At 43.6% G+C, this 14,770-nt stretch carries 16 protein-coding genes; 15 read left to right on the top strand and 1 reads right to left on the bottom strand.

Annotated features, from left to right (window positions below; all coding sequences use genetic code 11):
• The first annotated feature begins 31 nt into the window (after window positions 1-31).
• The 3 genes from ACO53F_RS00430 to ACO53F_RS00420 are packed head-to-tail and all read left to right on the top strand — an operon-like array spanning window position 32 to window position 1,061.
• Entirely contained in the window at window positions 32-289 is a 258-nt protein-coding gene (locus tag ACO53F_RS00430; RefSeq protein ID WP_023390811.1) for an IreB family regulatory phosphoprotein, read from the top strand.
• Between the two features lie 3 nt (window positions 290-292).
• Window positions 293-721, top strand: a complete 429-nt coding sequence (gene ruvX, locus ACO53F_RS00425) for a Holliday junction resolvase RuvX (protein WP_023390810.1) — start codon at window positions 293-295, stop codon at window positions 719-721.
• A 16-nt stretch (window positions 722-737) separates the two neighbouring features.
• A complete protein-coding gene (locus tag ACO53F_RS00420; RefSeq protein WP_485136891.1) occupies window positions 738-1,061 on the top strand; it encodes a DUF1292 domain-containing protein in 324 nt (107 codons plus the stop codon).
• Between the two features lie 110 nt (window positions 1,062-1,171).
• Here the strand turns inward: ACO53F_RS00420 and ACO53F_RS00415 are convergent, their stop codons facing one another.
• Window positions 1,172-3,109, bottom strand: coding sequence for a spore germination YkwD domain-containing protein (locus tag ACO53F_RS00415; RefSeq protein ID WP_485136890.1), 1,938 nt, complete (start codon window positions 3,107-3,109; stop codon window positions 1,172-1,174).
• A 509-nt stretch (window positions 3,110-3,618) separates the two neighbouring features.
• Between ACO53F_RS00415 and mltG the strand changes: the two genes are divergently transcribed.
• The 12 genes from mltG (at window position 3,619) to ACO53F_RS00355 (ending at window position 14,738) form a co-directional block, all read left to right on the top strand.
• On the top strand, window positions 3,619-4,794 hold the full coding sequence (gene mltG / locus ACO53F_RS00410) for an endolytic transglycosylase MltG (RefSeq protein ID WP_485136889.1): 1,176 nt from the start codon (window positions 3,619-3,621) through the stop codon (window positions 4,792-4,794).
• 23 nt (window positions 4,795-4,817) lie between these two features.
• Window positions 4,818-5,468 (top strand): uridine kinase, encoded by a 651-nt coding sequence (udk, locus tag ACO53F_RS00405; RefSeq protein ID WP_268443090.1) that lies wholly within the window; start codon window positions 4,818-4,820, stop codon window positions 5,466-5,468.
• 200 nt (window positions 5,469-5,668) lie between these two features.
• Window positions 5,669-6,148 carry a transcription elongation factor GreA gene (greA, locus tag ACO53F_RS00400; protein ID WP_023390804.1) on the top strand — a complete coding sequence of 160 codons (480 nt, stop codon included), beginning with the start codon at window positions 5,669-5,671 and terminating at the stop codon, window positions 6,146-6,148.
• A gap of 148 nt (window positions 6,149-6,296) precedes the next feature.
• A complete protein-coding gene (gene liaF / locus ACO53F_RS00395) occupies window positions 6,297-7,049 on the top strand; it encodes a cell wall-active antibiotics response protein LiaF (RefSeq protein ID WP_485136888.1) in 753 nt (250 codons plus the stop codon).
• Window positions 7,046-8,104, top strand: a complete 1,059-nt coding sequence (locus tag ACO53F_RS00390) for a sensor histidine kinase (protein ID WP_311465320.1) — start codon at window positions 7,046-7,048, stop codon at window positions 8,102-8,104. The genes liaF and ACO53F_RS00390 overlap by 4 nt, the downstream gene beginning before the upstream one ends.
• 12 nt (window positions 8,105-8,116) lie before the next feature.
• Complete coding sequence (locus ACO53F_RS00385; protein ID WP_023390801.1) at window positions 8,117-8,752, top strand: response regulator; 636 nt, start codon at window positions 8,117-8,119, stop codon at window positions 8,750-8,752.
• Window positions 8,753-8,824: 72 nt separating this feature from the next.
• Window positions 8,825-9,151: a HesB/YadR/YfhF family protein gene (locus tag ACO53F_RS00380; RefSeq protein WP_023390800.1), complete on the top strand. Its 327-nt coding sequence runs from the start codon at window positions 8,825-8,827 to the stop codon at window positions 9,149-9,151.
• 3 nt (window positions 9,152-9,154) lie between these two features.
• The gene (locus ACO53F_RS00375; RefSeq protein ID WP_485136887.1) at window positions 9,155-9,772 is read left to right on the top strand and encodes an ECF transporter S component; all 618 of its coding nucleotides are present in this window, start codon (window positions 9,155-9,157) and stop codon (window positions 9,770-9,772) included.
• 257 nt (window positions 9,773-10,029) lie between these two features.
• Window positions 10,030-11,055, top strand: a complete 1,026-nt coding sequence (locus tag ACO53F_RS00370) for a BMP family lipoprotein (protein ID WP_314760879.1) — start codon at window positions 10,030-10,032, stop codon at window positions 11,053-11,055.
• 101 nt (window positions 11,056-11,156) lie between these two features.
• Window positions 11,157-12,728 carry an ABC transporter ATP-binding protein gene (locus ACO53F_RS00365; protein WP_485136886.1) on the top strand — a complete coding sequence of 524 codons (1,572 nt, stop codon included), beginning with the start codon at window positions 11,157-11,159 and terminating at the stop codon, window positions 12,726-12,728.
• The gene (locus ACO53F_RS00360; protein ID WP_485136885.1) at window positions 12,718-13,785 is read left to right on the top strand and encodes an ABC transporter permease; all 1,068 of its coding nucleotides are present in this window, start codon (window positions 12,718-12,720) and stop codon (window positions 13,783-13,785) included. The genes ACO53F_RS00365 and ACO53F_RS00360 overlap by 11 nt, the downstream gene beginning before the upstream one ends.
• Complete coding sequence (locus ACO53F_RS00355) at window positions 13,785-14,738, top strand: ABC transporter permease (RefSeq protein WP_298077379.1); 954 nt, start codon at window positions 13,785-13,787, stop codon at window positions 14,736-14,738. The genes ACO53F_RS00360 and ACO53F_RS00355 overlap by 1 nt, the downstream gene beginning before the upstream one ends.
• Window positions 14,739-14,770 lie beyond the last annotated feature (32 nt).

Here is a 14,770-nt window from a genome sequence, read left to right as displayed (position 1 = left end):
AATAAGATTAAACGAGAGGATTGGTGATAGTATGCAATCATTAGATGAAACCATCTTATTTAGCTTAGATGATCTCAATAAGCAGACCATTCGCGAAGTACTAGAGATTGTATTTAGCGCCCTAGAAGAAAAAGGGTATGATGCAACCAACCAGATTGTGGGTTATCTCTTGTCAGGAGACCCAGCTTATATTCCACGCCATCGTGACGCTAGAAACTTAATTCGTCGTTATGAGCGCGATGAAATTGTGGAAGCCTTAGTCCGCTACTATGTTAAAGGAAATCGCTAAACCATGTATAAACGTATTATGGGCTTGGACGTAGGATCCAAGACAGTAGGAGTAGCTGTTAGCGACTTAATGGGCTGGACTGCTCAAGGTCTTGAGACCATTCGTATTGACGAAGCAGCGGGGGACTTAGGTTATGACCGCCTGCTGGAACTGGTTGATCAGCACCAGGTTAAGGAACTTGTCATTGGTTTACCAAAGAATATGAACAATAGTCTGGGACCAAGAGCAGAAGCCTCAATGGCTTATGGTGAGGGGATTAGTAAGTTAAGACCTGAATTGACTATCCACTATCAGGATGAACGCCTCACCACTTCGCAAGCAGAACGTATGCTTGTGACGGAGGGCAATGTCAGCCGCAAGAAACGTAAGCAAGTCATTGATAAGCTGGCGGCGGTCATTATCCTACAGAATTATTTAGACCGAATTAATTAAGGAAGGGGGCATAGCTATGCCACACGAACACGACCACCATCACGATCATGATCATCATGACCACGACCACCACGAACATATTACCATTGTGGATGAGAACGGAAATGAGGCTTTATACGAAATTCTCTTTACCTTCGAATCAGAAGATTATGGTAAGAACTACGTCATCCTCTACCCAGCGGGTGCTATTGACGATGAGGACGTAGAACTTCAAGCTTACTCATTTACGGAAGGCGAGGACGGACAGTCCGGTGAATTACTGCCAATCGAAGATGAGAAAGAATGGGATATGGTTGAGGAAGTCCTCAATACCTTCTTAGACGAAGAAGGCAATTTCTAAGCTAGTAAAAAGGGAGTCTATAGACTCCCTTTTTTATGCCCAAAATTATTATGGTTAAGGATAAAAAGAAGAGGGCCAGGAGTAATCCTAGCCCTCTTGAAAATGAAATATTAGTTATTCCATTCGAGTGGACGAGAGTTTAATTCTTCAATCAAAGCTTCGTGTGAAGCTGCTGCATCAGACTCGTCGTCTTGTGCTGGTAATGGTTGGAAACCATCGTTTGCTGCACCACCATCAGCTGATTCGTTGATGGTAATCTTCCAGTAGTAGGTGCTGTCTGCTTTTTGTAATAAGGAAACAGAACCAGAAACTGCACGTGAGCTTAATAAGGTTTGAGCGTGTGCATTACCTAAGAATTTGTTAACAACGTCAGAAGGAGATGCAGTTGCACGAGCTACCATACCGCTAGAATCCCAGTTCTTCAAGAGACCTTTGAGGGCTTCTTGACCAGCTGAGTAGCTTGCATCGTCCCAAGTCAAGGCAGGTAAGCCTTTAGAGGTACGAGCTTGGTTGATTAAGGCAAAGGCTTCTTTAGCCTTGTCCATGTCTTCGTAACCGTACTCAGAATTTTCGTCTTGTGCAATACCTTCTACTTCGTAGACGTAGTTGACATAGCCCCATTCGTATTCTTCTTTACCGGTGCTAGTAATCTTAGCTTCTAAGATGTAACGACCACCCCAAGCACCTGCAGCGTTACCTTTGAGTTTGTCTTCATCTTCAACAGAGTAGGTTACTTTTAAGTCATAACCATAGTTATCTTTGAAGACATGGTTAACTTTAGATAAGACATACTTCTTAAACTCTTCCGTGTTGCTGAATGGGAGAGGATCGCCAGCTTTACCTTTACCTACAATGATATCAGAGTAGAGTTTAGGAGAGACAGTTTCATCGTAAGTGTAGCCGTACTCGTCACTGTTGTTTGGATTTTCGTGAACACCTGATTCAAAACCTGGGTCACCTGGCCAGTAAGCTTCACCGTGAAGGAACCATCTGCCTTTTTCCCATGTCCACCAGTAAATGTCTTTACCGTTTGCGTCTTTTTCAACGAAGTAGTGCTTACCATTGTTGTAACGGTAACGAGAGTCGTTGTAGACTTTAGGGTTATTAGGTGTACCTGGAGGGTAAACAGCAGTTCTTACACGAGCATAACCTTCACGTGGAATAGGGTATTCGCTACCGCTCCATACAGAAGAGATATCTGTAGATTCGCTAGTTGAAGTTGGATCTGGGTAAGATAATTGGCTGCTTGAAGAGCTTTCAGCACTTGAACTGCTTGAGCTGTTAAAGTCAAAGTCGCTTTGTGATTCTTCTGAAGAAGATTCTTCAAGACCTGGGAAGATGTTTTCCGCTGATGATGAAGAAGATGCTTCAGATGAAACAGAAGAAGATTCTGATGAAGATTCAGAAGATACTTCAGATGAAACAGAAGAAGACTCTGATGAAGATTCAGAAGATGCTTCAGATGAAATAGAAGAAGATTCAGAAGAAGAATCTGATGAAGAGTTATCTTCCTCTTCTAAAGGTACCCATTGGTTGTTTTCCCATACCAGGTACTTGTTGTCGCCAGTCAATTTGTAGTAGCGACCGTTGTAGTAGAAGTAGTCATTAGAGGTAGACTCTTCAACGTAACGTACCCATTGGCCATTGCTGTAGTAGTATGTTACGTTATTACGGTCGGTATACCAGTAACGGCCATTATAATAAGTAATACGACGAGTCGTGTTGTTGTAGTTATAGCCGTAGTCATAGTTGTAACCATAGTAGTAGTTATTGTAGCCATTACCGTAGTTATAGCCATAGTAATAGTTGTTATAACCATTGTTGTAGTTATTGTAACCGTAGTTCCAATAGTTGTTGCGAGAATTACTGTAGTTGTTGTAGCCGTAGTTCCAGTAATTGTTGCGAGTATTGTAACGAGTGTTATAGCTACGAGAGCTGTTGTAGCCATAAGAGTTGTTCCGCGAACGAGCCGCAGAAACATCTGAGTTAGTAGCAGTGGCTGTTAACAAGGCTGCAGCCGCTAACCCAAAAAGAAGTTTTTTCTTCATAGGTAGTTTCCCCTCTCAATATAGAGTTTTTTTTATATGTTGGTCGTCCTGCCGAGAAAACCAAAGCCATTGAACGCCCCTAACATTTTTGTGTCCAATGTTTCAGTTTCAATACGGATTTCCAACACTGTAGACGATTATAGCAAAAATAAAATTCAAAGGCAAATATAGTTTGATGAAAATTTTAAATTTAGAATTAGAAATTGGTTAATAAAAACAAAAACCCTATATTATCAATGGGAAAGAGTTTGTTAAAAAACGAAATATACGAAAGTTGCTAACTTTATTATACATCAAAAATCTCGAATCCGAGGTATTACTTTATTGAACTGTGAAATATTTTGATATTCAAACTATTTTATTGACCTCTTCCTTGTCTATCCTTGGTTTACAAATAAAAGGAAGTAGCTTAACCGACTTGTAAAGGGATAATAATGGCTATTTAACAGAAAAATTGATATAATGCATAAGATATATTGAATCTATCACATAGCGAAGGAGGTTCCTCAGTGAAAGTAGATTGGGACAAAGTCAAACAAGATGCGGAACTTAAGGAAGATCATCAGGTAAAAGAAGAATTGATGACCCAACGCATCGTCAAATACATTATCTTAGGACTAGTTGCCTTGGCCTTAGTTGTAGGTTTAGGTTGCTTCTGGTACTATAACGATTCCCTAAAGGCAGTTAACAACCAAAAGATAGAGACTGTGCAAGTAACCATTCCGATTGGCTCTAGCAGTAAGGACATCGCGCGTTTACTTAAGTCTCAAGGCTTGATTAAGAATGCCGATATCTTTAGCTTCTATATGAAGGCCAAAAGTGTCAATGGTCTCCAAGCCGGTCACTATGACTTAAGTCCTTCCATGGATGCAGATACCATCATTGCAACCCTTCAAAAGGGTGGTAAACCGATTGAAGTCGATGTGGATACCAAGCTAACCGTTGTTGAAGGTATGCAACTGGAACAAATTGCCCAAATGGTAGAAGAAAACACCCCGATTAAGGCTGCAGATTTCTTAGCAACTGCTAATGATGCTAGCTTCATCGAAGAGTTAAAATCTCAATATCCGAGCTTAATTTCAGGTTTGGATGGGGTAGAAGGGCTCAAATATAAGTTAGAAGGTTACCTCTATCCGGCAACCTATGACTATATCGCCGGTACCAATGTTAAAGACCTGATTAAACAAATGGTCGGCAAGATGAACCTTGAATACCAAAAGCTTAAGGAAGATATGGGTAATACCAACTTGACCTTCCATCAAATTTTGACCTTAGCTTCTATTATAGAGAAGGAAGGGGTCACGGATGAAGACCGTAAGCTCATTTCGGGTGTCTTCTATAACCGTATGAACAACGATATGCCACTGCAATCCGATATTACCGTCCTCTATGCCTTAGGTGAACATAAGGAACTGGTGACCATTAAAGATACGGAAGTGGATTCACCTTATAACCTATATAAACATGTTGGCTTAGGACCAGGGCCTTACAATAGTCCAAGCCTCAGTGCCATCCAAGCTGCCATTTACCCAACAGCGTCTGACTACTTCTACTTTGTCGCGGATATCGAGACAGGGAATGTCTACTATGCGACAACCTTGGAAGAACATGAAGCTTTGGTAGCTAAGTATGTCAACAAGAACAGCAGTCAAGAATCTAGCGTATCATCTAGTCAAGCAGAATAAGAATAGAATGAGGGGAAAATAGTATGTCAAATCGTCCGATTGTAATTGGCGTAACCGGGGGGTCCGGGAGTGGAAAATCTAGCGTTAGTATGAAACTCATGGAGATTTTCGCCGATTTATCTGTCATGATGCTCCAACATGACTTCTACTATAAGGACCAATCGCACCTACCTTTTGAAGAAAGACTTAAAACCAACTATGACCATCCATTGGCTTTTGACACGGATTTATTCGTGGCCGATCTTAATCGTCTCTTAGAGGGACAAGCCATCGATAAGCCGGTTTATGACTTTGCCAACCATACACGTAGTAGTGAGGTCATTCATCAAGAATCCAAGGATGTTATCATCGTGGAGGGGATTCTCATTCTGGAAGATCCGCGCTTACGTGACTTAATGGATATCAAGGTTTATGTTGATACCGATGACGATATTCGTTTGGCTCGCCGGATTCTCCGCGATATTAAAGAGCGCGGCCGTTCAGTGGAGTCGGTCATCAACCAATATGTGGACGTGGTTAAGCCAATGCACCATCAATTTATTGAGCCAACCAAGCGTTACGCCGATATTATTGTCCCAGAAGGGGGCTATAACCAAGTGGCGATTGATCTTTTAGCCACCAAGATTCATTCTATCCTACAAGGCAAGGCTCTCGAAGCCAAGCAAGAAGCCTAAGCAAAAAGATGCTCTATAAATTTTTATGCCTAACTGTCAAATTATGATTGCTAAATGACCAAGATAGTGTTATATTATTTCTGTTCTGACAGAGGCAATACCGAGTGAGTTGGCTTAAGGCCAATTCGCTCGTGTTATTTTGTTTCTCATAAGGGGACGAGAAGCATCTATCCATTAAAAAATAAGGAGTTAAGTCGTATATGGAAGAAAAAGTATACCCAATGACCCTAGAAGGGAAAGCCAAATTAGAGGCTGAATTGGAAGATTTAAAAGTTAATAAACGTAAGGAGATTATTGAGCGCATTAAGATTGCCCGTTCATACGGTGACTTATCTGAAAACTCTGAGTACGATGCAGCTAAGGACGAACAAGCCTTCGTTGAAGGCCGTATCTCTGTCATTGAGAAAATGATTCGTTTTGCGCAAATCATTGATGATCGTGATGTGGCAGATGATGTAGTAACCTTAGGTCGTACGGTAAGCTTCATTGAATTGCCAGGTAGTGACGAAGAGTCTTATACCATTGTGGGTTCTGCTGAAGCAGATCCATTAGAAGCCAAAATCTCTAACGATTCACCAATTGCTAAGGCGATTATTGGTAAAAAATTAGGGGATGTCGTAACGGTGGAAACACCAGGCGGATCTTTTGACTTGAAGATTACCAAAATCGAGAAAAATTAACTTGCTTAGAGGCTAGTATGTGATGCTAGCCTCTTTTCTTTATGCCGAATTTTCGAGTGTCTTTTCCATGCTGGGGTGGTTAAGGGTTTTCCTATGACTTAAAATTGTTTATAATAAGAAGGGTAAGCTAAGAAAGGAGGGCGGACAGATGATAGCTTTTTTCAAGCGACATATTTTCCAGATTTTGGCTTTAGCCGCGGCAGCTTTGGTATTTGAACTCATGGGACGAGGCGTTACCTTCCTCTTGTTTTTAGGGAGTCTAGTCCTATTGGTCGCCAGTGTCTACATCCCAATCGGAATTTTCAGGGGCATGACCCTGGTTTTGGCCTTGACGAGTTTCTTCGTAGCCATTTTTATGACTCAGTCTATCTGGCTAGTGCTCTTGGTCTTGGTGCTCTTTTATTGGCTCTTCCGGGGACCTAACGGCAATGAGTTCCTAGTTTGGGGAGAGTCACTACTCCATCCCTTCGGTGGTTCCAAGGAAGGCTATCATGGGGTTAAGTTAATTCAACCTCAGAGTGGCCAGCGGACCCTAATCAAGCGTGAATCCCTGATTGCCTCTATGGAATCTAAAACCAACTATTATGAATGGGATGATATCAATATCGTCTTCATTGGAGGTAGCTCCATTGTCGATTTAGGCAATACTCTCCTACCACCAGAACAATCGACCATTGTTATCCGCAAGCTATTTGGCCGGACGCGTCTGATTATTCCGCGTGATGTAGGCTTCCGACTCAATATCTCAGCTATATCAGGCGCGGTGGTCTTCGAGAACCAAAGCTATTCTTTAGTAGGGGAAAACTTCCGTTGGGAGACTGCAGGATATGCCACAACGCCACGTCGGCTAAATATCATGATTTCTGTTGGCTTTGGTGAAGTGGAGGTGATTGTGCTATGAACCTACATTTATGGCGCCGTCTCTTCCTCTATCAGCTCTTGGTTAATTTGGCCATTACAACCATTATGGTGGGTCTTCAAGTCTATGTTTTCCAGACCTTGAGTTTGGCTAGTCTCTGGGAGTTGACCTGGTTCCAAATTCCATTTTATCTAGTCTTAGTAGGGGCTAACTTCAGTATTGCCCTGGTAGTATCAGGCTTCCTGACTTTCTTCCTCAGTGCACCTTATGAAGAGCTTCGGGCTAAGATTAATTGGCTTTTGTTAGGGAAATATCAGCATCCTATCTTTAAGGATTCTGGCAAGGGGCTGCACGCCTGGTACGATTATAGTGGTGTGGTTTCATCAGATCTCAACCGTATCCGTGACAAGCTCGTCCAGCTGTCTAGAGACCTGCAGGATTTTGCTGCTTCCCCAACCTTCGTAGGGGAAGAAACCAAGGAAGAAATTATCGAGACTGAACGCCATCGGATTGCGCGGGAGCTCCATGATTCGGTAAGTCAGCAGCTCTTTGCGGCAACCATGATGCTTTCAGCCATCAAAGACCAAGAGCAGGTTGAGATTGCAGAACCTATCCGCCAACAAATTATTCGGGTCGATAAGGTCATTGCGACGGCTCAAATTGAGATGCGAGCTCTCTTATTACACTTGAGACCGATTGGATTAGAAGATCGGTCCCTTAAGCAGGGGATTGAACAGTTACTACTTGAGCTCCAGACCAAGATTCCGACGACGATTGTCTGGGACTTGGCCGATGTGCGCTTGGAGTCCGGTATTGAGGACCATCTCTTCCGCATTGTGCAGGAAGCCATTTCCAATACCTTAAGACACGCTAGAGCTAACCGTCTGGAGGTCTACCTTCAAGTGGATGAGAGCTCGGCTCAACTCAAGATTGTGGATGATGGCTTAGGCTTTGACATGGATAAGGCTGATAAGGTGGGGTCTTATGGTTTGCGCAATATCCGGGAACGGGTGACCAATCTTGGGGGCGAATGTAAAATTCTCAGTATGACAGGTAAGGGGACCGTTCTGGATATCACCCTTCCTATAAGATTTTAAGGAGGTAAGTAGATGATTAAGGTATTACTAGTGGACGACCATGAAATGGTCCGACTAGGAGTCTCATCATATTTAATGATTCAGTCTGACATGGAAGTAGTGGGGGAAGCCAGTAACGGCTTAGAAGGCTATCATAAGGCCCTTGAATTACGACCAGACATTATCCTTATGGATTTAGTCATGGATGTCATGGATGGAATTGAAGCCACTCAGAAAATTATGGCAGATTGGCCTCAAGCTAAGATTATTATCGTAACCTCCTTCCTAGATGATGAGAAGGTCTATCCGGCTATGGAGGCGGGAGCTAGCTCCTACTTACTTAAGACTTCGTCGGCTGCTGAAATTGCCCAAGCCATCCGTTCTACCTATCAAGGGCATAAGGTGATTGAACCTGCCGTGACGGAGAAGATTATCGAGCACCGATTAGATCAAGCACGGCCTAAGCCTCATGATGAGTTGACTAATCGGGAGTTGGATGTCTTACGTCTAATAGGTCAAGGCTACTCCAATCAAGCCATTGCCGAGGAACTGGTCATTACCCTTAAGACGGTTAAGACCCATGTCTCCAATATCTTCACCAAGTTGGAAGTAGAAGACCGTACTCAGGCGGCTATTTACGCGGTTCACCATCATTTGGACGGTCAGTGAGCACCTAGTTAGGTCCTGTCTCAAGGACCATGCTATAATAAAATTAGCAAGTCAAGAGAAGGAGTGTAAGGGATGGAATTAAAAGTAGATCCAGCATCAGTTGCTTGGTTTAAGGAAGAAGTAGGATTGCCTCAAGGGGCGGGTGTACGATTTTTAGTCAAGGTTTATGGTTGTAGCCCTATTAACAGCGGCTTTTCCCTCGCTATGGAAACCAACTACCCGAGTGAACCAGGTGTCACTTATGAAGCAGACGGCGTGCTCTTCTATATTGAGAGTCGTGACGAATGGTTCTTCGATGGACATGATTTGTCGGTTGAGTTTGATGAGGGTCATGGTGAGCCAGCCTATATTTTTGTCAAAGATGGGGTGGCTGTCAATCCCCTAGTGAAGGAGGCTTAAGACATGACTCAAAATCAACGCTATGGTTCGCAAAATAAAACCAACCAACTAGTTAAATTAAGTGTCTTTGTGGCCTTGATTATTATCCAATCATGGGTGCCTATGTTGGGTAACATTCCGACCCCAGTCTTATCCATTACTTACATCCATGTTACCGTCATTCTAGCAACTCTCTGGTTAGGTTGGAAAGAGGGCGTCCTTGTTGGGACGGCTTGGGGGTTAAATTCCTGGATTCGTGCCCTAACTGTGCCTATGTCACCAATCCATGCCCAAGTCTTAAGTGATGTCATGGTCAGCGTCTTGCCACGTATGCTCATGCCATTGATTTTGGCCGGTTTGATTGTGGTCTTCAAGTCTTGGAGTAAAAATCCACGTCTAGTGGGAGCCTTGGCTGGCTTCAGTGGTAGTTTTCTCAATACTTTCTTGGTTTTAGGAGCGATGGTTTTATTCAAGCAAGAAGCTTATATGACCATTAATGGGGTAGACCAGACCGGCCTTTGGCGATTATTAGGGGGCATTATTGCGACCAACGGGATATTGGAAGCTTTTGTGGCAGCTATTCTAACCCCAATTTTCTATCAAGTGACCTTACAACTGGCTAAGCGTCAGGGGAAACACTAAGAATAAAACAAGCGAACCTAAAAAGTTCGCTTTTTTTGTACTTGTTTAGGCCAGGATGAAATTATTTGGTCAATATTTAGGCAACTCACTGATTGAACGCCTCGTCATGTCGTCGTTTTCATGAAAATACACGAACGATTGAGAATGGCTTTAGTAAAACATCAGCTAATTTCTTGCTAGATTGACCTAATAATGGTATAATGTAAGGGAATTCAGAGCGAGTTCACAAGTAAGAAATATTCAAAGGAGATGTTTTAATGAAGAAAGCTTTTGGATTAGCAGCTACAGCCTTGACAGTAGCAAGTTTGGTAGCACCTGTTGCCGTAAATGCGGCTGATTTTTCTGCAGTGATTGTCACAGACGTAGGTGGGGTAGACGACAAGTCCTTCAACCAAAGCGCCTGGGAAGGTCTTGAGCAATTCGGTAAAGAAAACAAGTTAGAAAAAGGGGTAGGTGGCTATGACTACTTACAATCCAATAGCGACTCTGACTATGTGACTAACCTTAACTCAGCAGTCCAAGCAAACTTCTCCTTAATCTTCGGGATTGGTTATAAATTAGAAGCTGCAGTCAAAGAAGCAGCCACTCAATACCCAGATAAGCACTTTGCTATTGTGGACTCTGTAGTTGACTTACCAAACGTTGCTTCCTTGACCTTCAAGGATAATGAAGCAGCCTTCTTAGCAGGGGTAGCCGCTGCTAAGACCACTAAGACCAAACAAGTTGGTTTTATCGGTGGGGTTGAAGGTTTCGTTATTGACCGTTTCGAAGCTGGTTTCGTTGAAGGGGTAAAAGCAGTTGACCCTTCAATCAAGGTTGAAGTTCAATACGCAGGTTCATTTGCTGATGCAGCTAAAGGGAAACAATTAGCTGCTGCTATGTACTCAGGTGGTGCGGATGTTATCTTCCACGCTTCTGGTGGTACCGGGAACGGTGTCTTCTCTGAAGCTAAGGATATCGTAACTAACGATCCTAAACGTGAAGTATATGTTATCGGGGTTGACTTAGACCAAGATGCAGAAGGTCTAGTCACTGTAGATGGCAAAGAACGTCACTTAACCTTAGCATCTACGCTTAAAGGGGTAGGGGCTGCGGTTAAACAGTTCTCTCAAGAATCCAAAGATGGTAAATTCAAAGCCGGCAGCACCGTATACGGGTTGAAAGACGGTGGAGTTGACTTAACAACTGCCCAATTATCACCTGAGGCTAAAAAGGCTGTTGAAGAATACAAAGCTAAAATCGTTAAAGGTGAAATCACTGTACCTGAAAAACCAAATCGTTAATAAAGGCTTAGGTACTAGGAGCTGGGGCAACCTGGCTCCTTTTTTGAAAGTAAAATGCTCTTATAAAATAGGGGAAGTATTAATTAAGAAGGAGGGATTCTATGGAAACAGTGACGCATCCAGTGATTGAAATGCGTGGCATTTCCAAACAGTTTGGGGCATTTTTCGCCAACAAAAACATCAACCTCGAGCTCAAAAAGGGTGAGATTCACGCCTTACTTGGTGAAAACGGGGCGGGCAAATCAACCCTAATGAATATTCTTTCGGGGCTTCTGCAACCAACTGATGGGCAGATCTATATGAATGGGCAGGCTGTTAACATTGCCAATCCGACGGTCGCTAACGACTTACATATCGGGATGGTGCACCAGCACTTTATGTTGGTGAATGACTTTACGGTCGTTGAGAATATCATGTTAGGGAATGAAATGGTTCAAGGCTTACGTTTGGACTATAAGAAGGCCAAGGCTCATATTATGAACTTATCCAAGCAATATGGTTTAGCCATTGATCCAGACGCTAAGGTTGCCAACATCACGGTGGGGATGCAACAGCGGGTGGAAATCCTCAAGACCCTCTATCGTGGCGCCGATATTCTGATTTTTGACGAACCAACGGCAGTTTTAACACCACAAGAAATCGATGAACTCATGGTTACGCTCAAGTCCTTGGCGAGTGAGGGTAAGTCCATTATTATCATTACCCATAAGTTAGCAGAAATTAAGCAGGTAGCCGACCGTTGTACTATTATCCGGCGTGGGGAGTCCATTGATACGGTTGATGTAGCCACTACTTCTGCTAAGGAATTAGCCGATATGATGGTGGGGCGTTCCGTCTCCTTCAAGACCGAGAAGAAGGCTGCTAGTCCTGGCGAGGTCTTCTTGAATGTGGAAGACCTAGTGGTTAAGGATGAGCGGGGCATTGTTGCTACTAAAAACTTGAGTTTCCAAGTAAGACGTGGCGAAGTAGTGGGGATTGCCGGGATTGACGGGAACGGTCAGTCCGAGCTAATTCTAGCACTTGCGGGTCTCATCCCGATTGAATCTGGTAAGATTGAGTTAGGTGGTCAGGATATTGTAGGTAAATCACCACGTGAAATTACGGAGTTAGGCTTTGGTCATATTCCTGAAGACCGCCACAAATATGGCTTGGTTTTGCCTATGAAGGTTGAGGAAAACTTAGTGCTTAAATCCTACTATCATACGCCATACTCTGAAAAAGGCTTCTTACGTTTCCAAGCTATTGAGAAGAAGGCCAAGGCCTTGATTGAGCAGTATGATGTGCGGACTGTCTCTGAAAAAGTGCCAGTTAAGTCACTCTCAGGCGGGAACCAACAAAAGGCCATTATTGCCCGTGAGTTAAGCTTGAACCCTGATTTCCTGATTGCAGCTAACCCAACTCGGGGCTTAGACGTAGGGGCCATTGAATTTATCCATAAGGCCTTGATTGCTGAACGTGATGATCAGAAGGCTGTCCTCTTGATGAGTTTCGAATTAGACGAAATTCTCAATGTATCCGATCGCATTATTGTCATGCACGACGGCCATATCATGGCAAATATTCCGGCATCTGAAACCAATGAACAAGAAATCGGCTTGATGATGGCGGGGACCTCTTATGAAGAAGTATTAAGCAATCGTCAAACAGGAGGTGACGCTAATCATGAAGGATAAACTACGTGCCGTTATTGTTCCTATTGCATCTGTTGTGATTGGGATTATCGTGGGAGCCTTGATTATGTGGCTCTTCCGTTATGATGCGGTTAAAGGTTATGAGGCCCTCTTCAATGGGGCAGTGGGTAAACCTTTCAATATTGGGCAGACTCTACGGGCTGCCACTCCGCTTATGTTGACAGGTTTAGGCTTTGCAGTGGCCTATACGGCTGGCTTCTTCAACATCGGTTTGGCTGGTCAAGCCCTCTGTGGTTGGTTAGTCTCCGTTTGGGTAGGGCTGACTTTGGGTGACTTACCATCCTTTATCGTCTTACCAATTGCCATTGTGGCTGGGATGGTAGCAGGTGCCCTCTGGGCAGCCATCGCTGGTTTCCTTAAGGCTTACTTTGACACCAGTGAAGTCATCGTGACTATCATGCTCAACTATACAGCAATCTACTTATCAGACTATCTCTTACGTAATGTCATTACCAATCGTTTGGATGCAACGCCTATCTTGAAGGATAATGCCACCTTAAAAATGCAATGGTTGTCGGACCTAACTAATGGTTCTACCTTGCATGCGGGTATTTTCATAGCTGTTTTAATGATTATCGTGGTTCATATTTTAATGACACGTACGACCCTAGGTTTTGAACTCAAGGCAGTAGGGATGAACAAATTCGCTTCAGCCTATGCGGGTATGAATGCCAAACGCAATATTATCCTATCTATGGTGCTATCTGGTGCTCTTGCAGGTCTAGGTGGTGTCATGAACGGGCTAGGTGAGTTCCGTAATATCTTCCTGATGAACGGTAAGGCACCAGAAATTGGTTTTGATGGCATGGCCGTTGCGCTCTTAGGCATGAATAATCCAATCGGGATTTTCTTCTCAAGTATCCTCTTCGGTGGTCTCAAGACCGGTGGGAACTTAATGCCTTTGGCTGCTAAGATTCCGAGTGAAATCGTCAACGTTGTCATTGGCTGTATTATTTTCTTCGTTGGATGTAGCTATATCTTCCGCTTCATTATGGAGAAGGTTCGTAGCAATAAAGTCAGCAGCAAGGAGGGAGCATAATGCAAAACATACTCGCTTTAGTTGTATCCAATGCGCTCTTGTACGCAACACCGCTGATTTTTACTGCCCTTGGTGGCGTCTTCTCTGAGAGAAGTGGGATTGTTAACGTAGGTTTGGAAGGAATCATGGTCATTGGGGCCTTCTCATCAGTTGTCTTCAACCTGACTTTTGCCGGTCAATTTGGCGACTTAACTCCATGGCTAGCGCTCCTAGTCGGTGGGCTTTGTGGCTTGCTCTTTGCCTTGATTCATGCGGTAGCGACCGTTAATTTGCGGGCTGACCACATTATTTCAGGGACCGTGCTCAACTTGATTGCACCATCCTTGGCTATCTTCTTAACCAAGGTCCTTTTCCAAGGTAAGGGTCAAACAGACTCAATCAAAACCAAGTTTGGTAAATTTGACTTTCCAGTCTTATCAGACATTCCAATTATCGGGCCAATCTTCTTCGCTAAAACTTCTATCTTGGCTTATGTAGGGATTGTGCTAGCCTTTGTAGTCTGGTATCTGGTCTTCAAGACGCGTTTTGGTTTGCGCTTGCGGTCAGTCGGGGAGAACCCACAAGCTGCCGATACCTTGGGGATTAATGTCTACCTCATGCGCTATTCTGGCGTCTTGCTTTCTGGCTTACTAGGTGGGATTGGTGGGGCAGCCTACACCCATACTATTTCAGAAAACTTCGCGGTATCGACCATTGCCGGTCAAGGTTTTATGGCCATGGCCGCTATGATTTTCGGTAAATGGAACCCAATTGGGGCCATGTTAGCAGCTATCTTCTTCGGTTTAGCTCAGTCCTTGGCCGTTATCGGGGCTTCTATTCCAGTTATTAGGGATATCCCGTCAGTTTACTTGCAAATTGCACCTTATGTGATTACAATTATTGTATTGATTGGTTTCGTTGGCCGCTCCAAGGCGCCAGAAGCCGTTGGGACAACCTACATCAAATCAAAATAAGAGGAGAAAGACCCGTGTTGGCTCCATTCAGG

This window comes from Abiotrophia sp. (assembly GCF_057275535.1).
Note: the sequence above shows the minus strand (reverse complement) of the source record. Positions and strands in the feature narration are given on the sequence as shown.